Genomic DNA, 21,847 nt, shown 5'->3' with positions numbered 1-21,847 from the left:
AATTCCGCTTGAGCCTGTTAATAAAGGTGATAGAAACAGTCAACATAAATTAACGTGCCGTAAAATGCGGCCGCCAGCTGCTGCGCGCTTTATCTGCCGCCGTTGCCAGCCCTTTCCAATCTCCCAGCTGAGAGGGCTGACATGACTGATACCCCGATGACGCCGGCGGCGATCCGTGCCGCACGCGCTGAACATTCCGCCCTGCGCGACCGTGATTTTGCGGACGAATTCGGCATTTCCGAGGGCCAGCTGGTGGCGGCCTATGCAGGCCAAGGTATGACCCGCATCAGTGCCGCGCCGGATGCGATCATGCCGCGGCTGGCTGCCTTGGGTGAGGTGATGGCGCTGACCCGCAACCGGTCCTGCGTGATTGAGAAGGTGGGGGTGTACGGCAATTACCGTTCGGGCCAGCATGCCTCGATGGTGCTGAACGATGCGATCGACCTGCGGCTGTTCCCCAAGCATTTCGTCACCGCCTTTGCGGTGGAGCGGGAGACGGACAAGGGCATCAAGCGGTCCATTCAGATCTTCGATGCAGCCGGGGATGCGGTGCATAAGGTGCATCTGCGCGAGGCTTCGGATCTGGCGGCCTGGGACCGGCTGGTGGAAGACCTGAAGCTGGAAGACCAGAGCCAGGCGCTGGCAGTGGAGCCGCGCAAGCCGGCGGAGGCGCCCAAGGGCAATCCGGACAAGGCCGATGCGCTGCGCACGGAATGGGCCAGGATGACCGACACCCACCAGTTTATGCGGCTGACCTCGAAACTGAAGATGAACCGGCTGGGCGCCTACCGCATCGCCGGGGCGCCGCTGGCCCGCGCGCTGGAGCCGGCTGCGGTGAACAGCATGCTGCAAACGGTGCGCGATCAGGGGGTTGAGGTGATGATTTTCGTGGGCAATACGGGCTGCATCGAAATCCACGGCGGGCCGGTGAAAACCCTGCGCGAAATGGGGCCGTGGCAGAACATCCTCGATCCCGGTTTCGATCTGCATCTGCGGCTGGATCATATTGCCGAGGTCTGGGCCGTCACCAAACCCACCCAGCGCGGCGATGCGGTCTCAGTCGAGGCGTTTGACGCTGACGGCGCTCTGATCCTGCAGGTCTTTGGCCGCCGGGCCGAGGCCAGGGATCACCGGCCGGAATGGAATGCCATCGTTGAAGGCCTGGCCTCCCTGACTGCGGCGGAGATGGCCTGATGACTGTACTGTCCCGTCTGTATCTGGGTTTGAACCTGCTGGTTGCTGCGGTGTTTGCAGGCCATATGGCGTTGGCGGATCCGGCAAGCCGCATCGTTTCGGTCGGCGGCTCGGTCACGGAAATCGTCTATGCGCTGGATCAGCAGCACCGGCTGATTGCCCGGGACACAACCTCCACCTTTCCGGCAGAGGCCCGGCAGCTGCCCGACATCGGCTATCAGCGGGCGCTGGCGCCTGAGGGGGTGCTGTCAGTGGCGCCGGACATGATTCTGGCGATAGAGGGCGCCGGGCCGCCGGAGACACTGGACGTGCTGAAGGCGGCTGAGGTGGCATACATCAGCGTGCCCGAGGATTTCAGCGCCGAAGGGATTGCCCGCAAGATCCGCACTATCGGCGCTGCTTTGGACCAGCAGGCGGCGGCTGAGGTGCTGGCCGGGCAGGTCAGCGCGGAAATCGCGGCGGCCCAGGCTGCGGCGGCAGAGGCGGCAGGCGGCACGCCCCGGACGGTGCTGTTTGTGCTGTCCACCCAGGGCGGGCGCATCATGGCCGGCGGTGCGGACACGGCGGCGGACAGCATTATCCGGCTGGCGGGCGGCGTGAATGCGGTGACGGGGTTTGCGGGCTACAAACCGATGACGGATGAGGCCATTGCGCAAGCCGCGCCGGATGTGATCCTGATGATGGACCGCGGCGGCGACCATGGCATCCGCACCGAAGACCTGCTGGCGATCCCGGCCATCCAGCCCACTCCGGCGGCGCAGAACGGCGCCATTGTGCGGATGAACGGGTTGCATCTGATCGGTTTCGGTCCGCGCACGGCCTCGGCGGTCACTGAATTGAACCGGGCGCTGTACGGCGAGGGGGCGCAGGATGTCCTTGGCCATTGATGCACCTGCAGCCGCAGGGCGGGGAGTGGACCGCCGGCTGCAGGCGCGGCGGCTGACCGTGGGGCTGGCTGCCCTGCTGGCAGTGATGGCGGTGTTTTCGCTGGCCTGGGGAGCTTCGGGCACCTCGCTGTGGGGCGCGCTTGGCGATCTGGCGGCGGGGCGGGAGCTGAGCCGTCTGGACCGGCTCATCCTGTTTGATATCCGGCTGCCGCGCCTGGTCATGGGTGCTTTGGTGGGGGCGGCGCTGGCGGTATCCGGCGCGCTGCTGCAGGGGCTGTTCCGCAACCCGCTGGCGGACCCGGCCATTGTGGGTGTCAGCGCCGGGGCCGGTCTGGCGGCGGTGGCGGCCATCGTGCTGGGCAGCGCACTGCCTGCCGCGGTTCAGCAGGCGGCGGGCAGTTATCTGGTGTCCATTGCCGCGTTTTTCGGCAGCTGGATAGCCATTCTGGTGCTGTACCGGATTTCCACCCGTGGCGGGCAGACCTCGGTTGCGACCATGCTGCTGGCGGGCATTGCGATCAGCGCGCTGGCCAATGCGGGCACCGGCATGATCACATTCATGGCAGATGACAGCCAGCTGCGCGACCTGACGTTCTGGAACATGGGATCCTTGGCGGGGGCCACCTGGGCCAAGGTCATGGCCGCAGCGCCGGTGATTTGCCTGGCGCTGCTGGCGGCGCCGTTTCTTGCGCGCGGGCTGAACGGGCTGGCCCTGGGCGAGGCTGCTGCAGGCCACACCGGCATTGCGGTGCAGCGGGTGAAGAACACGGCGGTTGTGACGGTTGCTGCCGCCACCGGTGCGGCGGTGGCGGTGTCAGGGGGTATTGGTTTTGTCGGCATTGTGGTGCCGCATCTGCTGCGGCTGGCCACCGGGCCGGACCACCACAGCCTGCTGCCGAACGCGGCCCTGCTGGGGGCTTCGCTGCTGCTGGCTGCGGATATGATCGCACGCGTGGCCGTGGCGCCGGCAGAGCTGCCCATCGGCATCATCACGGCGGTGCTGGGCGCGCCGTTCTTTCTGTGGATCCTGCTGCGCCGTTTCGGCAGCACCGGCATTTAGGAGGCCCGCGATGCAGGCATATGATATCCGGGTCACGTTGGGCCGCCGCGCCATCCTGAAAGGGGTGGATTTCGAGGCCCGCCCCGGCGAGGTCACCGCCATTGCCGGCCCCAATGGATCCGGTAAGACCACGCTGCTGCGGGCGATGACCGGCGAGGTGCCGTTTACCGGGCGGGTGCTGCTGAACGGGCGCGATACCGCCGCCATGAAACCCTGGCAGCTGGCCGCCATCCGCGCGGTGCAGCCGCAGTCCGCCGCCATCGCCTTTCCGTTCACGGTGCTGGAGATTGTCCGCCTGGGATTGCGCGCGGGGCTGGCGGCGGCGGACAGCGCGCTGCCGCTGCGCGCGCTGGAACAGGTGGATCTGGCGGGCTTTGCGCACCGGTTCTATCAGGATCTGTCGGGCGGCGAGCAGCAGCGGGTGCAGCTGGCGCGGGTGATGGTGCAGGTCTGGGAGCCGGTGCTGGACGGCGTGCCGCGCTGGCTGATCCTGGACGAGCCGGTGGCCAGTCTGGATATCGGCCATCAGTTCACGGTGATGGATCTGGCGCGCGATTATGCGGCGCGCGGCGGCGGCGTGGTGGCGGTGATGCATGATCTGAACCTCACCGCGATGTTTGCCGACCGGATCACCCTGATCCATGCAGGCCGGGTGGCCGCGGACGGCGCGCCGGGAGACGTGCTGACCAATGACACATTGGCGCAGGTCTATGGCTGCCCGGTGCCGGTGAACAGCGTGCCGCCCGCCGGTGTGCCGTTCCTGCTGCCGCAGGCGCGCGCGGTCTGAAGCAGGGCGCGCATCGGGGCAGGGGGCACAATCCCGGTCTGGTCAGCATCCTGTCTTAGGGCTATTGGAGCAGGCATGACTGATACTTTGCCTCCGTGCCCCGAATGCGCCTCTGCCTATACCTATCAGGTGGATGCCCTGCTGATCTGTCCTGAATGCGCGCATGAATGGGCGGCGGAGGCAGCGGACGGCGAGACTGCCGAAGTGCGCGACAGCGTTGGCAATCTGCTGGCCGACGGCGACACGGTCACGGTTATCAAGGACCTGAAGCTGAAGGGGACGTCCTCGGTTATCAAGGTTGGCACCAAGGTCCGGGGCATCCGGCTGGTGGATGGCGACCACGACATTGATTGCAAGGTGCCGGGGGTCGGCCCGATCGGCCTGAAATCGCAGTTTGTCAAGAAAGTGTCCGGCTAAGACCGCTGCCGGGCCTTGGCCTGCCAGTGCAGGAAGGCGTTGAACAGCTGCTGCTGGGTGCTGATGCCCAGTTTGGCATAGGCGTTCCTGCGGTGGGTTTTGACCGTCGGCAGAGCAATCCCCAGAGTCAGGCTGATTGACAGGCTGGAATGCCCCTTAAGGATCAGCTGCACAATCTCTGCCTCGCGCGGGGACAGGGTGCTGCGGGCGAAGTCCTGCAGTTTCCGCTCCGGTTCTGCCGGGGCCGGGCTGTCCGTATGGCGGGACCAAAGCCGGCGGAAGGCAGCCGCAAACAGCGGCAGAAAAGGGCGCAGCCGGGCCTGCAGATCATCCGGAAAACCGCCCTCGGCGGCGGGACGGGCAAAGCTGATCTCGCCCATGGCACCCACAGGCAGCTCCGCCAAAAGGGTGAGTTCCTGCAGCCCGGCAGGCCAGCCGGGGGTGCGGTAGCCGATTTCCTCGGCGTCCTCGGCCAGAACGCCGGCGGCTTCAGCGGAGAGGTTCCAATTGTCGGGTGCCAGATCGGCCATCCGGTACAGCCCCGGCGGCAGCCCGTCGAGGATTGCGTTATAGACCGGATTGAGCAGATAAGTGCTGCGGGCATAAAGCTGCACCGCCTCCTTGGCGCTGCCTTCGGGATAGGTGTCGCACAGGTAAACAGGACACTGGCCCTTGCGGTTGACGACGCAGAAAGCGGCGGTGAAGGGCAGCAGACGGCCGGCGGCGGCGATCAGATCCGGCGCGCCGCCATGGCCGTCAATGACCCTGGCCAGCGCCTGGGCCGCCGCTGCGATGTCAGTGTCTTGGAATTCCACAGTCCCCTCCCGGTCCGGGCGCCATAGCACGGCGGCGCGCGCGGCGCATCATCCTTGGGGATGATGGCAGGGGCGGTCAAAGCCGCCTAGGGTCGGGGGCGGCACTTGCGCAGGAAGATAAGGACAGAAACCATGCATATAGATCCCTTTGGCGTCGAAATCTGGATGAACGAATGGGAGACCAAATGCGACTGGAACCTGGCCGAGACCTGTGTTGAAAGCCTGACCATCGCTGAGCTGCTGCAGCTGGCGGGCAAGACCCCCGCAGACCTGTCTGATCTGCTGGGCATGAAGATGACCTATGGCGCCATTGAGGGCTCGGACCGGCTGCGGCGCGCCATTGCGTCTTTGTATGCGCGGCAGGAGGTGGAAAACACCATCGTCACCCATGGCACCATCGGCGCCAATATGCTGGTGCATAAGGCGCTGGTGTCGCGCGGCGACCAGGTGGTGGCGGTGGTGCCGGCGTATCAGCAGCATTATTCGATCCCGGCCAGTATCGGCGCCGATGTACATCAGCTGCAGCTGCGCGAAGAAGACGGGTTTCTGCCGGATCTGGATGCGCTGCGCGCCCTGGTCACGCCGGATACCAGGCTGATTGCCATCAGTAATCCCAACAATCCCACCGGCGCGCTGATGGGCCGGGGGATGCTGGAGGAGATCGCCGGTATTGCCCGCGCGGCTGGCGCCTGGATCCTGTGCGACGAGGTTTACCGCGGCACCGATCAGGAGGGGGACGGCATCACCGCCTCGATTGCGGATATCTACGAAAAGGGGATTTCGACGGGTGGCATGTCCAAGGCCTATTCCCTGGCGGGGCTGCGGCTGGGCTGGATTGCGGCGCCGCGGGAGGTGATCGGGGCGGTGTCTGTTCACCGCGATTACGACACGATTTCGGTGGGCATGATCAACGACCATTTTGCCGCGCTGGCGCTGGAGAATCGCGATCAGGTGCTGGGGCGCAGCCAGCGCATCACCCGCGGCAATCTGGCTGTTCTGGCGGAGTGGGTGGACCGGGAGCCGCGGATATCCTGGGTAAAGCCGCGTTCGGGCACCACCGCGTTGCTGAAATACGATCTGCCCATGGCATCGCGCGATTTCTGCGTGGCGCTGCTGCAGCAGACGGGGGTGATGTTCACGCCGGGGTCGGCCCTGGGCATGGAGGGGTATGTGCGCATCGGCTATGCCAACGGATCCGAGATTCTGCAGGAGGGCCTGGCGCGGGTGTCGGCGTTTCTGGCGGCGCAGGGTTAGGGCGCGGAAGGCGGGCAGTTCAGGTGCCGGCCCTCCGCCGTTCTGCAGGACGGGTCAGCCGTGGGTGCGGGTTTTTTGCGGGTCGTAGACCGGGCTTTGCGTCACGATTGCCGTGGTTTCCAGGGTGCCGCCGGCGACCTGCAGAACGGTGCCGATGGCGATGCCGGGGCGGATATGGGCCAGTGCCAGGGATTTGCCCAAACGGTGCGAATAACAGGGGCTGTTGATCACGCCGATCTGTTCGCCGTCCAGCAGCAGCGTCTCGCCGCCTTCAACCATGTCCGGGTGATTGATATCGAGGCAGACGTTACGCATCTTCGCAGCGTCCTTTGCCGCCATCACCGCGTCTTTGCCTCGGAAACCGCCCTTGGACGCGCTGACGGTGAAGCCCAGGCCAACTTCCCAAGGGGTGTTGTCCGCTGTCATGTCGTAGCCATAAAACAGTAGCCCGGCCTCAATCCGCACCTTGTCCAGCGCAGTGAAGGAACAGGGCATCACGCCACCTGCCGCCAGCTGGTCCCAGATGTCCGTGACTGCTGCGGAACCGGCAAAGATCTCATAGCCGCGCTCGCCGGAGTATCCTGTGCGTGAAATCCGGCAGGGATGGCCGAACAGGGTGGCCGGGGTATGTTCGAAGTATCCCAATGCGGCCAGATCGGTGCCGCAATGGGCATTCAGGATCTCCAGTGCGGCCGGGCCTTGGACCGAGATGTCATGCAGATCGTCGGTGAATTCCAGGAACACGTCGCGGCCTTCGGCGGAAGCCTGAAGCAGGGCCATGGTATCGCCGGAGCCATGCACGATCATCCACTCATCGCGTCCGTTGTTCGACACGATGGCGTCGTCTGCGATGCCGCCCGCTTCGGTCAGCACGCACAGGTAGGCGGCTTTGCCCGGGGTGACTTTGCTAAGGTCGCGGGTGGTCAGGTGGTCGAGCACGGCCTGCGCGTCAGAGCCGCGCACAAAGACCTTTTTCAACGGCGACATGTCGAACATGCCGGCCCGTTCGCGCACCGCGTCGTGCTCGTCGTTGGGGTCGGTGCTGTAGCTCCAGGCGGTGCCCATGCCGTTCCAGTCCTCCAGTCCTGATCCAAGGGTGGTGTGGCGGGAGGCAAGCGCCGATGTGCGGCTCAGTTCTGCGGTCATCTTATGGTCCTTTTTCAATACCATTCGTCGGGCATGGCGGCTTTGCGCTTGGCCACGAAGTCATTCAGGGCGGTGCGGGTGCTGTCCGGCATCGGCGGCGGCTGATACTCTGCCAGCATCTGCTGCCAGCGTGCCGTTGCGCGCTGATCCGCAGTCAGGCGGCCGTTTTCCTCCCAGGTCTCATAGGGGCCGGCATCGGGGATCTGCGGTTCATAATTGGCGGTGGTGTAGTGGCGCAGGGTGTGGCCGGTAGACAGAAAGTTCTCGCCCGGCCCGGCCTCGCCGTAGGCATCGCGGCCAAAATCCTCGTCTTCCACGGTGAAGCCTTGCAGCATCTTCAGCATGGCGCCGCAGTGATCGAGATCCATGATGAATTTCTCGTAAGACATCACCAGCCCGCCCTCGAGCCAGCCCGCCGCGTGCCAGACCTGATGTCCGCCCGACAGCAGCGTCGCCCACATCGCCCCGGCGCTGTCCTGCATCGCCTGGCCGTCGGGCGCGTTTGAAGCGGTGACCTGGCCGCCGCCCGACCGCACCGGCACCCCCAGCCGGCGGCCCAGCTGGGTGATTGCCATAGTGGCGAGGTTCGCCTCGGGCGAGCCGAAGGTCAGCGCGCCGCTGCGCAGGTTCATCGAGGAATGGAAGCTGCCGAACACCACCGGGCAGCCGGGGCGCACCAGCTGGGCGAGGGCAATGCCTGCCATCGCCTCGGCCAGGGTCTGCGCCGCAACGGCAGCGGGGGAGAGCGGCCCCATGGCGCCGGCAAAGATCGCGGGGGAGATGCAGACGCATTGGTTGGCCGCCGCGTAGATGCGCAGGGCGCCGGACATGGTTTCATCATAGATCAGCGGCGAGTTGACGTTGATATTGGCCTGCATCACCGCGTGGCTGTCCAGGAAGCCGGCGCCAAAGGCGATCCGCGCCATATCAATGCTGTCCTGCGCGCCCTGGGCTGAGGTGACGCCGCCCATAAACGGTTTGTCCGACAGGGTGAGATGCGCCAGCATCATGTCGAGATGGCGTTTGTTCACCGGCACATCCGTCGGCTCTACCACGGTGCCGCCGGAATGGTGCAGCGCGGGGGACAGATGCGATAGCTTCACGAAATTCGCGAAATCCGCCAGCGTGGCATAGCGGCGGCCCTGCGCCAGATCGCTGACAAAGGGCGAGCCGTAGCCCGGCATCAGCACCAGATTATCGCCGCCCAGGGTGACCGTGCGGGCGGGAGCGCGGCCATGCAGCTGAAATTCGGCGGGGGCTGTGGCGCAGAGCTGCCGGGCCAGGCCCGGTGCAAAGCGGACGCGGGGGCCATCGACCTGCGCGCCGGCCTCAGCCAGCAGTCCGAGGGCAATACCGTCGCCGCGGAATTCAACCCCGATATGCTCCAGGATCCAATCCGCCTGGGTCTCGATCCGGGCCAGCGCAGTATCCTTCAGCAGATCATACGCGGGGATGTTGCGGCGCTGGTAGATAGGTGTTGCCTGCGGTGCATTGTGCCGGGTCAGCCGCCCCCGGCGCGACCGGCCGCGCTGGGTGATATGCGTATCAGCGTTCATATTTCCCAACTTGAAGCCTCCCGAGTGAATATTCCGGGGTCTATATTTTAGGAATCTGCGCGCCCGGCAATCGATTTTATTTGTGCGCTGCGTTCAGGAAATTTATACGCTTGCCTTATGTCTGTAGAATTCCGCCACCACGACAGCCTGCGGCTGTTTGTTGAAATCGCCCGCCACCGCAGTTTTTCAGATGCCGCCGGGGCGCTGAACATGACCAAGGGCGCGGTCAGCTATCAGGTCAAAACGCTGGAGGCGGAGCTGGGGTTTGCCCTGTTCCAGCGCAATGCCCGCGGGGTGGAGATCACTGCGGCGGGGCAGAAACTGCTGGCCGCCTGTCAAAGCCATTACGAGGATATCGAGGCCGGGGTTCTGGCGCTGAAAGGCGTCTCCAGCCGCACGCTGACGGTAGGTGTCTCAACCTATTTTGCCGCCCGCTGGCTGTCGCCGCGGCTGATGTCGTTCATGCAAGAGCACCCGGATATCCAGCTGCGGCTGCAGCCGATGATCCGGCTGTTCGATCTGGAGGCGCAGGGCGTGGATATCGCGATCCGCTGGGGCAGCGGCCAATGGGAGGACGGGGAGATCACCCCGTTCATGCCTTGCCCGGCCTATCCCGTCGGCAATGCGGCGGCGCTGGAACAAGTGGAGCGGCAGGGCATCGCGCAGGCGGTTGCCAGCATGACGCTGCTGCGCGACCATGATGACAGCAACGCCTGGAGCGATTGGCAGCAGGCGGCGGGGCTGCCGCAGCAAGCGCGCCGTGACGCGCTGATCATCCCCGACCCCAACGTGCGGGTGCAGGCGGTCATCGACGGGCAGGGGATTGCGCTGATGGATGCGCTGATCGCACGCGAGCTGGAAGAGGCCAAGCTGTTCCGCCTGTCGGACCACGCATTGACGGACTATGGCTATTTTCTGGTGCGTCCGCGGCAAAGCAGTCTGCAGACCGGCGTCAAGGCCTTTGCCGATTGGCTGCAAAGCCAGTAGCGGTTTTTACTGCCGGGGAATGCGCTGCCTCCTCTGCACCTCTCCGCTATGATTATCTGTTTGTCATTGGGGGGCGGTCCGGAAGGCTTGCGGGGCCATCTGCTTCGCCATATCCACCTGCCACTACAAGTCCCGGCGGACCACTGCCCGGCAGGGCATCGCGCAGCGATGTCCCGAGAGGGGATCAGGCTGCCGTCGAACGGCGGATCAAGGAGATCGCAGAGACGCGTGCACGCAATGGCTATCTGGACCCGCCGGATATCATCAACGCGCGGCATTTCTTGGCCGTATGGCACCTCAACCGTCACCGCGTGCGCCGGTGCAGCAGAGCTTTCGCAAGGCGCTGATGCAGGGCCTCAGCTCGGCCGAATATGGCTTTGTGCTGCCGATTGCCGCCTTGGGGGCCGCAACCTGCTGCTGCTGATTTATGCCGCCGTCCGGCTGCGGCTGGACTGGACACCACCGGACTGGCGCAACCGAACAGGCACAACCGGGCTGGGGAGGCGGGCAGGGGCCTGCCTCCCCAGCGGTGTCAGGAAACCACCTCCATCACCGGCGTCTGTGCCGTCGGGAGGGGGTCAGCAGATTGCCGTGTTCTGGGCGTTTCCTCCAGCTCTGCCAGACATCGCAGGATCTGACGTGCCCCCTGCCGGACCTGATCGGCGTCAATCGCATAGGACAGGCGAATATTGTCCGGCGCCCCGAAATGGCGCCCGGGCACAGCCGCAACGCCATATTCCTCCAGCAGCAAATTGCAAAGATCCTGATCGGTGCTGATCATCTGTTCGTGGTGCATGGACCCGAACACCCGCGAGATGTCTGGAAACAGGTAGAACGCACCCCCCGGACGGGCGCAACGGATCTGCGGCGCGCTGTCAAAGGCGGTCAGCAGGATGTCCCGCCGCGCCCGGTAGCCGGGCGTCATCCGTTGCGAAAACCCCTGATCGCCGCAGAGCGCCTCCGCTGCGGCGGCGGCAACGACAGGCGGCATGTTGGAAATCGAATTGCTGTTTAGCGTCGCCACCGCATCCGCCACCTCAGGCGGCGCGGCCAACAGCCCCGCACGCCAGCCCGGCATCCCGTAAAGCTTTGAAATACTGTCCACCTTGATAATCCGGGGTGCCAGATCGGGCGCGATATCCAGCAAGTGCGGACAGGGATCATCCGTATAGACAAAGCGCTGGTAGACATCATCGCTGATGATCCAGACATCGTGACGGCGCAGCACCTCGGCCAGTGCCGCCAGCTCCGCCATGCTGTAAAGCGCACCGGTGGGGTTGGATGGGTTGTTCAGCACAAGTGCCACAACCCGTCCGCCCAGCACCGCTTCCAGTGTCGCCGGATCCAGTTTATAGCCCTGATGCAGCCCGCAATATGGCGTGCGCACTGCAACCCCGTTCAACCGGGCAATGTCAAAATAGGTCGGCCAGCAAGGGGCAGGAATGACCACGGTATCACCGGGCTCAAACAGCACCTGAAACAGTGAATAGAGCAGATGTTTGCCGCCTTGCCCCACCGCGATGTTCTCCGGACCGAAGCGGTCCAGCCCCAACTGCCCGAGGTAGTGCAGATAGGCGGCGATCAGCCCTGCCTCGCCGCGACTGGGACCATAGCGGCACTGATCCGCATGGATGGCGGCAATGGCAGCGTCATAGACCCGCTGCGGCGGCGTGAAATTTGGCACTCCGATGGAGAAATCCACCACCGGCCTGTTCCGCGCCTGAATGCGGCCTGCCAGCTCAAGGATCGGACAGAACGGTGTGTTGCGATGTGCATTGGCCAGATCAGGCATGGCGCCCTCCTCCTACCATGCGGGCAGCAGCATCCGGGCGGTTGTCTAAGCGGCCCATCACGCCACGCTCTCCATCGGTTGCGGCACCGCCGGAGCTGCCCCCCGCCTGCCTCCAGCACGGGCAATGGCCTCGGCCATCTTTGTGGCCGCCGCCGTGATGATGTCCAGGTTGCCGGCCGATGGATCCAGATAGTCACCGGCGCCGGTCACCCGCACCATGGTGAACAACCGGTCGCCGGTGACATGCGGCTCGACAATCACGTCATAGCCTGGCACAGCAGCCCGCAGCCGTGTCACCGCCTTGGCGATGGCCGCCTCAGCCGCTGCCAGATCATGCCGCGCCGCCAGCGCCGATATCGCGGTCTGCATATAGACGTTTGGCTTGGCCGGGTTGATATTCAGGATCGCCTTGACGTTGGAGCAGCCGGTGAACTGCCTCAGCGCGCTTTCGGTGGTTTCGATGTAGTGATTGAGGTTCAACCGCGTCGCCGGACCCGCGCTTTCGGCGCTGATTGAGGACACCACCTCAAGATAATTGATATCCGGGTTGGCCTCGGTCATGGCCTGCGCGATCGGGATTGAGGCCTGACCGCCGCAGGTGATCATATTGATATTGCTGGCCTTCAACAGCTCATCGCCATTCAGTGATGGCACGCAAAGCGCCCCATTCGGAGCCGGGGTCAAGTTGACCACCACTTTGCCTGCCGCCTCTAGCGCGGGCGCATGGGCCTGATGCGCGGCCGAGGATGTCGCGTCAAACACCACGTCAAAACTGTCGAGCGCAGCAAACAGCCCCTCGGCGCCGCGATCCGTCACCGGAACGCCCCGGGCACGTGCCAGTGCCAGCCCGGGCGAGGCCGCATTGCGCCCGGCAAACAATGTGCAATCCAGCAGCGCCGAACGCTGCACTTTGCACAGCACGTCACAGCCGATGTTTCCGCTGCCAATGATGGCGGTTCTCAGGGTCATGCCGTCACTCCTTTGCGCGGTTGCGCCGATGTTTGGGGGGCCGTCTTGGATAGGTGCGCCGCAGCTGAGATGATCAGATCCTCCTGCCCGGCAACGGCGTTGCAGCGCGACAGTTCCTCGTAGATGAAGCGGGGCGAGACACCGAAATCCTGCGCCGCACGGGTCACATGTTTTTCAAACCCGGCGCAGACACCGTAGATACCGCTGATCAGGTTGGAGGTCCCCACGATCGTGCGCCGCTGCACCGGCGGCAGCTCCGGCAGCGCCTCCACCGCCTCGCAGAGCGCAAAAACATCGGTGCCGGTCTCAAAGCCGTAGCGTTCCAGCACCGCACAGAGCACCTCCAGCTGGGTATTGCCGGCACCGGCCCCAAACCCGCGCATAGTGCCATCCAATATAGTCGCCCCCGCTTCGGCGGCAGCAACGGAATTGGCAATTGCGAGGCCTAGATTGTTGTGGGCGTGAAAGCCAACCGGCACATCCAGTTCCCCGGCCAGAAGGCCAATTTTCCCGCTTGTGTCGCGCGGATCGTAATTGCCTGCGGAATCCATCAGGACAATGGCATTTGCACCATAAGAGACCTGACGCTGTGCCTGCGCCAGCAGCACCTCTGCAGGTGCCATATGGGTCATCATCAGCACGCCCTGCACATATTTGTCCTGGCTGCGGGCATATTCGATATAGCTTTGGGTCAGATCGCCCTCGGTACAATGCGAGGCAATGCGAAACACATCGACACCAATATCAATCGCGGCCTTGATGTCGGAAATTTTCGCAAAACCGGGGATCGCATGAATGCCCAGCTTGGTGCAGGTCAGATTGGCACGGGCGGTTTCCAGCATCTCATGATCCGCATGGCGCGCCATGCCCAGCTGCAGGGAGGACGCCCCCAGCCCGTTGCCATGTCCAACCTCGACCACATCCAGCCCGCAGCCATCAACGGTCCGGCAATAGGCGGCGATATCATCAAGGCTAAGCGTGTGGGCAATGGCATGGTTACCGTCGCGCAGAGTCGGGTCGTGGATGGCAATGGCCATGGTCTGGCTCCTTGTCATGGATCAGGGATTGAAGATGGAAATGGAGGAGGAGCGCCGCGTGATCCTGCCGGATCACCTCAGCTCAATCTGGGCAACGGCTGCCTCGGCATGGGCCAGCGCCTGTTCCCGGTTGTCGCCGCGCGCCAGCACATAGGCCACCCGCGACGCAGCCGACAATACGGCATCATAGCGAGTGCCGGGCTTGGCCGAGGAATGCACCCGCGTCACGCCCTCGGCACTGGCGGCGCATTCCAGGCCGGTGATTGCGCCCAGCATCTGGTCCTGCGCCAGGATATAGCGGATCGCCATCGCCCGCGCGGCGGGGGGCGGCGCGCTATACTCCAGCCCCAAGATCGCGGCAAAAGTCTCCTTGAAAACATCCGCACCGGTGGTCTCCAAGGTCATTTCCCAGATTTGATCGCCGCCATTGCGGGTCTGGGTCTCGATGACATAGACCGCCCCGTTGTGCAGCTTTACCTCGGTATGGGCCGGGCCGGTCCGGTAGCCGACCGCATCCAGCAGCAGGCGGACCCGCTCCCCAATGCGAGCCGCGTCATCAGCGCGTAATGGGGCCGGCTGAACATGGCCGCTTTCAATGAAATATGGCGCCCCGCTGGTGGTTTTTTCGGTGATGGCCAACACCCGGTGCGCCCCTTCTACGGACATGGTTTCGACGCTGTACTCCGGGCCGGGAATGAAAGCCTCCGCGATCAGCTCCTCGCGGCCCGCCTGCAGGGCCCGTGACAGCGCGGTGCTGATATCCGTCGTGGCATCGATGAAATAGACACCCTCGCTTCCGCCGCCCTCTGCCGGTTTGATAATGGAGTCGCCGTGACGCGCCGCAAAACCGGCAATCTCATCCGCAGAGCGCACCCGGGCAAAGGGCACATCGGCAATCCCGCATCCGCGCAGCGTCTCCCGCATCCGCCGCTTGTTACGGGTCAGCTGCACTGTCGATACTTGGCAATTGCTGGGCAGATCCAGCGCCTCGGAGATATGCGCGGCAGTGAGGAAGCCGTATTCAGCAAACGAGAACACCGCATCAAACGGCGTTTTGCGATGCAACGCCCGGGCCAGCGCCACGCTGCTTTCGATATCCTCATAGTCCGTCACCACAACGGATTCGGCATGATCCAGCAGGTGATCGGTCAGATGGGCGCGGGTCTGAAGCGCGCTGTACCGCAACCCCATGCCGCCAATGCGGACAAAGGTGTGGTCGCGCCCGCCGATCATCAGGATATTGCGCTTAGGCTCAGACATGACGCCCCCCCTTAAGTGTGGCCGTTTCGGTATCCTGTGGTTCGGGCCGGAAGAAGTCGCGGCTCATAAACATCGGCGCCATATGCAGCACCGACATCCGCAGCACATGGTTCAGCATCACAAAAGCAGGCTCCAACCCCAGCGCCAGCGCGGTCGCCACCATGACCTCTACCCCGCCGGGCACCCAGGACATGAACAGCACCAGAAACGGCTGGCCGGTGAGCAGGCTGAAGCCAAACGCCATGGCCACAGTAATGCCAAAGGTGATCGAGGTGACAATCAGCCCGGCCCGCAGGTAGCTGGCAATATCGTGACGGGTGATGTCCTTCAGCCGGATCCCGATCAGCCCGCCAAGCAGCGCCATGGCAAACAGCACCAGCGGTTCCGGCACCACAACCGGATCACTGCCAAGCCAAAGGTTGGCCCCCGCCGTCAGGATCAGCCCGGTGACCATATAGGGTGCCGGCATGGCAAAGCGCTCCAGCACACGCCCCACAACATAGGCCCCTGCCGCCAGCAGTAAAAAGGAGGCATATCCGGTCCATACGGCGGTGCCATCCGGCCCATCCGGCAGCGCGGCAATCTCCGGCGGAGCTTCTTGCGGGCCGGCAATCAGGAACACCGCAATCAGCAGCGCGATCATCCGCACCATATGGGCAAAGACCATCTTGGCCGATGTCTTGCCCTCTTCTCCGGTCAGGGTCATCACCGCTGCCATGGCGCCGGGCACCGCCCCCAAGAGGCTCTCGGCGGGGGTCCATTTCTCGACCCGGTAGAGCCATGTGAATCCGGCCGCCAGCTGCGCCGACATGCAGATCAGCAGTCCCGCAAGAATGGTCAGATCTGTCATCTCCTTAAGCATCTCGGTATTGAGCAGCGCCCCGACGCTGGCCCCCAGAATAAGCTGGATCATCACGATGGCCGCAGGCGGGGTAGCCAATGCCAACCCCATTCGGCAGGCTACCAGAACCAACACCGCCGCCCCAAGGAGCTGCCCCAAAGGCAGGCCGCTCAGGTAGCCGAGGACCGATCCGGCACAGGCCAGAAGCAGGGTGATCGCAAAATTCCGCAGCATCAGCCCACGCTCCGCAGGGTTTCAACCGGGGCCAGCGCAGAGCGGGTGGCAATCCGGGCCTGATGGTGGATCACGTCAATATTGTTGACCATGTAGAAGGTTCCGCAGGTCAACTGACCCAGTGCAAACAATCCCCGCGACGGGCGCCCGTCGCAGCTGGTGACCCGGCAGTCCTCCAGCTGGACCTTGATGCCGCCGGTTGCATCCCGCTCCGCGAAGCCCTGGTCCAGCAGGCTGCGGATCAGCGGATTGGCCTCATCCAGCCCCCGTTGCAGGCCCGTCGCATTGATCACCGCATCGACCTCAACAGTGCCATCGGCGAACACCATACGATAACAGCCCTTGCGGAAGGTGACATCGCGCAGGCCGCTGCGATGGTTCAGCGCGCCGCTGGCCTGCAAGCCCGCAATCCGGTCCGCATTGGTGCGCGAGATCGGCACCCGCATATTCGACCAGAGCCGATGGAAATGGCGCAGGAACGCCGCCTTGGCACGATCGCTCAGACTGGCCCAAAGCTGCGGGATCAGCATATTGGTCTCGGCCAGGATGCTTGACACCAGATCATTGTCGGCGCTGTCGACACCGCGCAGCAGCTCGGCAAAACTGACATCAACACCCTGATGCCGCATCTCGGCTTCAAACAGGTCCATCACCGCAGAGAGCGAGATCCGTCCGCCGTCACAGCCGCCACGCATTGCCGCCAGCCCCTCCGCCGTCAAATGGCGCAGCGCAACCGGGCGATAGGCGGTGACCGCCTTGGGCAGCCCTGCCCGGCGCGAGGTCATCAGCATCTGACGCCCATTCACGCCAAGCGCCACATCATAGGCGGTCAAACGACAGCCCAGTATGCCCACCCGCAGATGCTGCAACGCCTGAAGACGCGCCGCAGGATAGGGCGAACGGAAGTAACCCGGCGTGCCGCTCAACCCGTAGGGGTCCGCTTCCAGATTGGTGCCCAGGCACAGATAGACCATGTCATAGTCGGACCCGCTGCCTGCCCAGGACAGCTGATAAAGCGCGTCGGGGCGGCGGCTGGCGGCAATCGCCTCCACCTCGGCCCCGATGATACGGATCCGCCCGCCCGCAGCGCGCACCGTGCCGCACAGATCATCAAACCGGTTTTGCAGGAACCGCCCGAACAGTGCGCGCTGCAAAAAACCGTCCTCATCCGCCGCCGCGTCCCTTGCGCCGAACTGAACCAGCCAGTCGCGGAAATCATTGCGGCGCGACAGATACATCAGCTTCAGAGGCCGGTTGAGAAGATTGGTCTCCGAATCCTCCTGATAGGCAACACCGGGTCCAAAACTGCGGCTCTTGTCAAAGACATCCACCGAAAGCGCCGACAGATCGGGCAGAGTGGAAACCAGGTTTTCCAGGACCGAGACACCGGCATAGCCCGCGCCAAGAACGGCGATCTTCATGTGGTACATCCTTATTTGAACCTCAGGGAGTTGGACGGTTGCAACGGATCAGGCGGCGGCGCTGGTCTCCCACTGGCAGGCACTGTGAAACCAGTCCTCCAGCTGCCGCAGACGGGCGCACAACTCGGCCTCACTTTCTCCTTCGACAATTGCGTTCAGGATTTCCGCATTGGTAAAGGCCATCTGACCATAGTGCCGCCCGGCCACGCCGCTCATCCGATAGGCCCGCACAAAATCAAACGGGCAACTCTCCGGCACACTTTGCAGAACGCCCTCGCGTGGCGGCACACAAAGCTGACCAACCAGCCGTTGCGGCTCCGTCATCATCTGCGGCATCGGCGTCCTGTTAAACGCCGGATCCTGCATCGCCCGCAGGTAGGTCATGCGCGGATCGACACCCCAGGCCTCGGTCATTTCCTGATTGAAGAACACACCCCCCAGCCGCGAGGCGATCTCGCCCAGAATGATGGTCCCATCCGGGCTGACAAACACCTCAAGGTGAAACAGCAGTGTCGGCGGCGACGGCATCACTTCCTCGACCAGGTGGCGGGAGTAGGCCACCAACCGGTCGCGCAAGGGCGTTGCCGGCTCCAGCATATGCAGATCATGTGACTGCCCGCCCAGGAAATCCAGCGCAGAGGTCAGCACCCGAACGGGCGAGATCATGATTGGCCGCCCCGCCACGTAGAGCCCGTTGACGATATAATGATCTCCGGCAACAAAGCGTTCGATCATGGTGTTGTAAAAGGTGGAACTGTCCTGCGTCGCCAACCAGGCCGCCAGATCCGCGTCGCCCCGGATCACACAGACACCGTTGGAGCCGCGCCCGTCCCGCGGCTTGAGGACCACAGGAAATCCCAGCCTGTCGATAAAGCGGCGGATGTCCATCGCGCTGCGGACCACCGCCATCTCGCTCACCGGCAGTCCCGCCTCTTGCGCCCGTGCCTTCATCGCGTATTTGTCGCGAAACATTTCCAGCTGCACTGCAGCATTCCCGGACAGTCCAAGATAGTCATTCACCCGCGCCGCCCGCAGCACGTCGATCTCGGCCAGAGCTACACACAGGGGCTCCTTCAGCGATCGCGCGATATCAATCGCCGCCAGTTCTACTGCCGGGCTGTCATTGAAATTTTGAAAGAAGCGGATATCCAGCCCTTCAGGGAAGCTGCGCATCAGCGCCTCTTTGGCGCTGGCGCAAGTAAGGACAACACTATTCGGGCCGATCGCATCAATCCAATCTGTAACACTATGCTGAAAAAGGATTTTTGGCGGTGCAAATAGGATAATGTTCATGACGCGACGGAGCCTTCGGCAGAGATTCAAGAAAAATGTTGGCGTAAAGTTCAACACGCTCATTACGTGTTTGGCGCAACCTACAGGATGGTTAACATCCGTCAAGCGGCAGTTATGTGAAGTTTACACAACGTTAAGGTGAGCGATTTTTCGCCGCTTAGCCCGCCGGATTCATCGTCTTCCAGGCAGGCCTCCGGTCGAAAACAACAGCGGCATCCCATCGTATACAGTGGCAACGCGACCTGATGCCGCAACTGCACAATCGCACCTGACGCAGCGCACGCCTGCCTCTGCCGGCGCAATCACGGCTGTTATCAGCGGTAACCCGCCGCTTTGTCAGGATCATGGCAGCCGCTGTAGGCGATCAAGCCGGTCTCCGCGAAGATCGGCTGTTCGGCGCACACGCTGAATGAGTGGGTTAAGTAGGCAGAAGCCGACAGCGGCAAGCGGGCTGGCGTTCCAACTGGTGTTGCCGGCAGTGCGGGACGAGGCCCGAACCTGTCGGGCGAAAGACTTTCCAGGCGTTGCCGCCCTGTGGAAGCTGGCGACGGTCCGCCGCGGCAGTGAGGGCTTTGAGACGTTTGCGGCCGCCGTTGGCGGCATCGGAAACACGGTGTTTCAGATCGCGGGCAGCAACGGCACCAGCCTGCTGGCCGGCGGTTTTTATGATCTTGTGGATGGCGCAACCAGCTTCTGCGCCGAAACCGAGCGGCGTCTGGACAACGGTCCGCTGTTGAAAGTCGCCGCCCAGGGTATTGGCCGCACCGGTATTGCCAGCCCCCGCATGCGTTGCGCGGGGACGGCTTGTTGTTTGTCTCCCTGGAGAAACGCGTCTAAGACCTGCCGCTGCCCGCCAACCCCCGGGCAGCGGCAACGCTCATTTACCCATGATCCGTTTGCGGCGGTCCTGCATGCGCGCGTTGGCCTCGGCGGTCCCGTCGTGAAACGTGCCCATCCACTTGTCCCAGGGGATTTCAAGGCTGCCGTAATTGCACTCGAAATACCGGTGATGCATCTGGTGGTGAAAGGTGCCCAGGTTCAGGCGGTTCTTATCCTTAAGCAAAAGCCCCTGATAGCCGGTGTGCGTGGTCATTGCGGTCAGGAAGTAATACTGCAGATGATACAGGATATGCACCGGATGCGCGCCGATGATCAGGTGTACAAAGACCGATCCCAGAAAGACCATCTGCTCCACCGGGTGCTGCGACATCCCCGACCAGGGCCCGACATTGATGTTGCGGTGGTGCAGATAATGCACGTGCTTGTAGAGAAACGGGATGTGGATAGCCCGGTGGATGCAGTAGAAATACAGGCTTTCCCAAACCGGGATCAGAAAGAACAGGGCTACAAACCAGACCGGGCTGGCCGCCCAGGTGATCATTGGCATATGGCCATTGGCCAGCGCCCAGAACAGCAGCACCTCATAGGCGGTCCAGATCACCACCCCGCTGCCCAGGGTCCAGAACATATTGTCGCGCACCTGGCCGCCCAGGGTGAATTGCCGGCCGTTCACCATCAGCGGCCTTGGATCGTATTTCAGCGCCTTGCCCTGCTTGGAAAACGTGTAGAACCACAGATGCAGGCTGCCCCCGACCGCCAGCGCCAGCAGGAAATTGCGCACAAACATCGCCCCGATCCAGTCCGCGGCAAAGGTCCTGGTTTCTTCCAGCGGCGGCTGGAACCAGATGAAGCTGATGAACGCGATGGCCACGATGATCAGTTTCTCCGATATCAGAAACCATGAATTCCAGACCCATCGGGCCATCTCAGCCGGATTGGGCGGCCATGAAAAGAAGGGTGAAATCCTGATCGGCACTTCTGGCAGATGGTGCCAGCCTTTCAGTTGATTTTCGGACATTTGTATCTCCTGCGCGGTTTGCAGGGTAGTTTGACAGGTCTCAATTCCTGTGAAAAACAGAATGAACTGATGATTATCCTCTGAAAATCCGAGGTAAGATGCCTGTCTCGCTCAGATCCATGCGATATTTCGTGACAGCAATTGCGCATGGCAATATTTCCCGTGCGGCGGCCGATCTGAATGTCGCCGCCTCTGCTGTTGCCGCCGCAATTGACCAGATCGAGGCCCGGTTCCAGCTCAAACTGGTCAACCGCCACCGCGCCCGCGGTATTGAGCCGACCGCCAGCGGCAAGGTATTCACGCAGAAATTCAAACACCTGCTGGAAGAATACGATGCGCTGCTGTTCGAAGGCACAGAACTGAAGCAGAGCCTTAAGGGGGACTTGCGCATCGGCTATTATGCGCCCGTCGCCCCGGCCTTTCTGCCGGAAATCCTCTCCGGGCTGGCGGGGCAGGACGGCCAGACAACCTATCACCTTGAGGAATGCGACAACGACCGCGCCCAGGCTGGTCTGCTGGCGGGGGATTTTGATGCGATCCTGTTTGTCTCGGACGTGGCCCGCCCGCAGGTGGAGTTCGACGTGCTGATCGAGGCCCCGGCCTATTGCCTGGCACCGGCGGATCATCCCATTGCCCGGCAGGCGTCGGTGCGGCTCAGACATCTTGCTGGCGAGCCGCTGATCGTGCTCAACCGGCCGGTTGCCGCGGATTATTACCGGATGCTGTTCGACGAAGCCGGGCACAGCCCTGCGGCGCTGGCCTATGCAAACTCAACCGAGATGGTCCGCAGTCTGGTTGGGGCCGGCCATGGCTGCGCGGTGCTGAACATGCTGCCGGGGACAGATATCAGCTATGCCGGCCACAGGCTTGCGGCGGTTCCGATCACAGACCCGCTGCCGCGGCTGTCTTTATCAGTTGGCTACGGCAAATCAAACCAGCGCCGCCTCGTCAGCCAGTTTGCCCGGCTCTGCCGTGACTATTTCCGTGACGGTCCAGGGTACCGGCATGTGGTCGCAGGATAGACCTGCCTGCAGGCCGC

20 protein-coding genes are annotated in these 21,847 nt (G+C 63.3%); 9 read left to right on the top strand and 11 right to left on the bottom strand.

What is annotated here, in order from left to right; all coding sequences use genetic code 11:
• Nucleotides 1-141: 141 nt before the first annotated feature.
• From K3555_RS24570 to K3555_RS24550, 5 genes are all read left to right on the top strand, one after another.
• Nucleotides 142-1,194, top strand: coding sequence for a hemin-degrading factor (locus tag K3555_RS24570; RefSeq protein WP_260009377.1), 1,053 nt, complete (start codon nucleotides 142-144; stop codon nucleotides 1,192-1,194).
• Nucleotides 1,194-2,081: a hemin ABC transporter substrate-binding protein gene (locus K3555_RS24565; protein ID WP_260009376.1), complete on the top strand. Its 888-nt coding sequence runs from the start codon at nucleotides 1,194-1,196 to the stop codon at nucleotides 2,079-2,081. The genes K3555_RS24570 and K3555_RS24565 overlap by 1 nt, the downstream gene beginning before the upstream one ends.
• Entirely contained in the window at nucleotides 2,065-3,141 is a 1,077-nt protein-coding gene (locus K3555_RS24560; protein WP_260009374.1) for an iron ABC transporter permease, read from the top strand. The genes K3555_RS24565 and K3555_RS24560 overlap by 17 nt, the downstream gene beginning before the upstream one ends.
• Before the next feature lie 10 nt (nucleotides 3,142-3,151).
• On the top strand, nucleotides 3,152-3,928 hold the full coding sequence (locus tag K3555_RS24555; protein ID WP_260009372.1) for a heme ABC transporter ATP-binding protein: 777 nt from the start codon (nucleotides 3,152-3,154) through the stop codon (nucleotides 3,926-3,928).
• 75 nt (nucleotides 3,929-4,003) lie between these two features.
• On the top strand, nucleotides 4,004-4,345 hold the full coding sequence (locus K3555_RS24550; protein ID WP_129373404.1) for a zinc ribbon domain-containing protein YjdM: 342 nt from the start codon (nucleotides 4,004-4,006) through the stop codon (nucleotides 4,343-4,345).
• Here the strand turns inward: K3555_RS24550 and K3555_RS24545 are convergent.
• Nucleotides 4,342-5,160: a LuxR family transcriptional regulator gene (locus K3555_RS24545; RefSeq protein ID WP_260009455.1), complete on the bottom strand. Its 819-nt coding sequence runs from the start codon at nucleotides 5,158-5,160 to the stop codon at nucleotides 4,342-4,344. The two genes, K3555_RS24550 and K3555_RS24545, sit on opposite strands and share 4 nt — an antisense overlap.
• A 132-nt stretch (nucleotides 5,161-5,292) precedes the next feature.
• Between K3555_RS24545 and K3555_RS24540 the strand changes: the two genes are divergently transcribed.
• Nucleotides 5,293-6,414, top strand: a complete 1,122-nt coding sequence (locus K3555_RS24540) for an aminotransferase (RefSeq protein WP_260009454.1) — start codon at nucleotides 5,293-5,295, stop codon at nucleotides 6,412-6,414.
• A gap of 54 nt (nucleotides 6,415-6,468) precedes the next feature.
• On the opposite strand, the gene K3555_RS24535 is transcribed toward K3555_RS24540, so the two are convergent.
• A complete protein-coding gene (locus tag K3555_RS24535) occupies nucleotides 6,469-7,560 on the bottom strand; it encodes an aminomethyltransferase family protein (RefSeq protein WP_260009453.1) in 1,092 nt (363 codons plus the stop codon).
• A 14-nt stretch (nucleotides 7,561-7,574) separates the two neighbouring features.
• Complete coding sequence (locus tag K3555_RS24530; protein ID WP_260009452.1) at nucleotides 7,575-9,116, bottom strand: trimethylamine methyltransferase family protein; 1,542 nt, start codon at nucleotides 9,114-9,116, stop codon at nucleotides 7,575-7,577.
• Nucleotides 9,117-9,233: 117 nt separating this feature from the next.
• On the opposite strand from K3555_RS24530, the gene K3555_RS24525 reads away from it, so the two are divergent.
• Nucleotides 9,234-10,103 (top strand): LysR substrate-binding domain-containing protein, encoded by an 870-nt coding sequence (locus K3555_RS24525; protein WP_259993267.1) that lies wholly within the window; start codon nucleotides 9,234-9,236, stop codon nucleotides 10,101-10,103.
• Between the two features lie 289 nt (nucleotides 10,104-10,392).
• Nucleotides 10,393-10,527, top strand: coding sequence for a hypothetical protein (locus tag K3555_RS24520; RefSeq protein ID WP_259993266.1), 135 nt, complete (start codon nucleotides 10,393-10,395; stop codon nucleotides 10,525-10,527).
• A 108-nt stretch (nucleotides 10,528-10,635) separates the two neighbouring features.
• Here the strand turns inward: K3555_RS24520 and K3555_RS24515 are convergent, their stop codons facing one another.
• The 8 genes from K3555_RS24515 to K3555_RS24480 form a co-directional block, all read right to left on the bottom strand.
• Nucleotides 10,636-11,895: an aminotransferase class I/II-fold pyridoxal phosphate-dependent enzyme gene (locus K3555_RS24515; protein ID WP_260009451.1), complete on the bottom strand. Its 1,260-nt coding sequence runs from the start codon at nucleotides 11,893-11,895 to the stop codon at nucleotides 10,636-10,638.
• A 57-nt stretch (nucleotides 11,896-11,952) separates the two neighbouring features.
• On the bottom strand, nucleotides 11,953-12,864 hold the full coding sequence (locus K3555_RS24510) for an acetaldehyde dehydrogenase (acetylating) (RefSeq protein ID WP_260009450.1): 912 nt from the start codon (nucleotides 12,862-12,864) through the stop codon (nucleotides 11,953-11,955).
• Nucleotides 12,861-13,901: a 4-hydroxy-2-oxovalerate aldolase gene (gene dmpG, locus K3555_RS24505; RefSeq protein ID WP_260009449.1), complete on the bottom strand. Its 1,041-nt coding sequence runs from the start codon at nucleotides 13,899-13,901 to the stop codon at nucleotides 12,861-12,863. The genes K3555_RS24510 and dmpG overlap by 4 nt, the downstream gene beginning before the upstream one ends.
• A 72-nt stretch (nucleotides 13,902-13,973) precedes the next feature.
• Nucleotides 13,974-15,161 carry an ATP-grasp domain-containing protein gene (locus tag K3555_RS24500; protein ID WP_260009448.1) on the bottom strand — a complete coding sequence of 396 codons (1,188 nt, stop codon included), beginning with the start codon at nucleotides 15,159-15,161 and terminating at the stop codon, nucleotides 13,974-13,976.
• Nucleotides 15,154-16,236 carry an AbrB family transcriptional regulator gene (locus K3555_RS24495; protein WP_260009447.1) on the bottom strand — a complete coding sequence of 361 codons (1,083 nt, stop codon included), beginning with the start codon at nucleotides 16,234-16,236 and terminating at the stop codon, nucleotides 15,154-15,156. The genes K3555_RS24500 and K3555_RS24495 overlap by 8 nt, the downstream gene beginning before the upstream one ends.
• Nucleotides 16,236-17,657: an FAD/NAD(P)-binding protein gene (locus K3555_RS24490; RefSeq protein ID WP_260009446.1), complete on the bottom strand. Its 1,422-nt coding sequence runs from the start codon at nucleotides 17,655-17,657 to the stop codon at nucleotides 16,236-16,238. Before K3555_RS24490 ends, K3555_RS24495 begins: the two co-directional genes overlap by 1 nt.
• Nucleotides 17,658-17,705: 48 nt before the next feature.
• On the bottom strand, nucleotides 17,706-18,830 hold the full coding sequence (locus K3555_RS24485) for an acetyl-CoA carboxylase biotin carboxylase subunit family protein (protein WP_260009445.1): 1,125 nt from the start codon (nucleotides 18,828-18,830) through the stop codon (nucleotides 17,706-17,708).
• Nucleotides 18,831-19,827: 997 nt separating this feature from the next.
• Nucleotides 19,828-20,808: a sterol desaturase family protein gene (locus K3555_RS24480; RefSeq protein ID WP_260009444.1), complete on the bottom strand. Its 981-nt coding sequence runs from the start codon at nucleotides 20,806-20,808 to the stop codon at nucleotides 19,828-19,830.
• A gap of 98 nt (nucleotides 20,809-20,906) precedes the next feature.
• Between K3555_RS24480 and K3555_RS24475 the strand changes: the two genes are divergently transcribed.
• Nucleotides 20,907-21,830, top strand: coding sequence for a LysR family transcriptional regulator (locus tag K3555_RS24475; RefSeq protein WP_260009443.1), 924 nt, complete (start codon nucleotides 20,907-20,909; stop codon nucleotides 21,828-21,830).
• Nucleotides 21,831-21,847 lie beyond the last annotated feature (17 nt).

The organism is Leisingera sp. M527, from assembly GCF_025141525.1.
Classification (GTDB): Bacteria; Pseudomonadota; Alphaproteobacteria; order Rhodobacterales; family Rhodobacteraceae; genus Leisingera.
Note: the sequence above shows the minus strand (reverse complement) of the source record. Positions and strands in the feature narration are given on the sequence as shown.

Coding starts and splice junctions, on each gene's coding strand:
- K3555_RS24570 (WP_260009377.1), top strand. CDS start 142: ATGACTGATACCCCGATGACGCCGGCGGCGATCCGTGCCGCACGCGCT.
- K3555_RS24565 (WP_260009376.1), top strand. CDS start 1,194: ATGACTGTACTGTCCCGTCTGTATCTGGGTTTGAACCTGCTGGTTGCT.
- K3555_RS24560 (WP_260009374.1), top strand. CDS start 2,065: ATGTCCTTGGCCATTGATGCACCTGCAGCCGCAGGGCGGGGAGTGGAC.
- K3555_RS24555 (WP_260009372.1), top strand. CDS start 3,152: ATGCAGGCATATGATATCCGGGTCACGTTGGGCCGCCGCGCCATCCTG.
- K3555_RS24550 (WP_129373404.1), top strand. CDS start 4,004: ATGACTGATACTTTGCCTCCGTGCCCCGAATGCGCCTCTGCCTATACC.
- K3555_RS24540 (WP_260009454.1), top strand. CDS start 5,293: ATGCATATAGATCCCTTTGGCGTCGAAATCTGGATGAACGAATGGGAG.
- K3555_RS24535 (WP_260009453.1), bottom strand. CDS start 7,560: ATGACCGCAGAACTGAGCCGCACATCGGCGCTTGCCTCCCGCCACACC.
- K3555_RS24530 (WP_260009452.1), bottom strand. CDS start 9,116: ATGAACGCTGATACGCATATCACCCAGCGCGGCCGGTCGCGCCGGGGG.
- K3555_RS24525 (WP_259993267.1), top strand. CDS start 9,234: ATGTCTGTAGAATTCCGCCACCACGACAGCCTGCGGCTGTTTGTTGAA.
- K3555_RS24520 (WP_259993266.1), top strand. CDS start 10,393: ATGGCACCTCAACCGTCACCGCGTGCGCCGGTGCAGCAGAGCTTTCGC.
- K3555_RS24515 (WP_260009451.1), bottom strand. CDS start 11,895: ATGCCTGATCTGGCCAATGCACATCGCAACACACCGTTCTGTCCGATC.
- K3555_RS24510 (WP_260009450.1), bottom strand. CDS start 12,864: ATGACCCTGAGAACCGCCATCATTGGCAGCGGAAACATCGGCTGTGAC.
- dmpG (WP_260009449.1), bottom strand. CDS start 13,901: ATGGCCATTGCCATCCACGACCCGACTCTGCGCGACGGTAACCATGCC.
- K3555_RS24500 (WP_260009448.1), bottom strand. CDS start 15,161: ATGTCTGAGCCTAAGCGCAATATCCTGATGATCGGCGGGCGCGACCAC.
- K3555_RS24495 (WP_260009447.1), bottom strand. CDS start 16,236: ATGCTGCGGAATTTTGCGATCACCCTGCTTCTGGCCTGTGCCGGATCG.
- K3555_RS24490 (WP_260009446.1), bottom strand. CDS start 17,657: ATGAAGATCGCCGTTCTTGGCGCGGGCTATGCCGGTGTCTCGGTCCTG.
- K3555_RS24485 (WP_260009445.1), bottom strand. CDS start 18,830: ATGCGCAGCTTCCCTGAAGGGCTGGATATCCGCTTCTTTCAAAATTTC.
- K3555_RS24480 (WP_260009444.1), bottom strand. CDS start 20,808: ATGTCCGAAAATCAACTGAAAGGCTGGCACCATCTGCCAGAAGTGCCG.
- K3555_RS24475 (WP_260009443.1), top strand. CDS start 20,907: ATGCCTGTCTCGCTCAGATCCATGCGATATTTCGTGACAGCAATTGCG.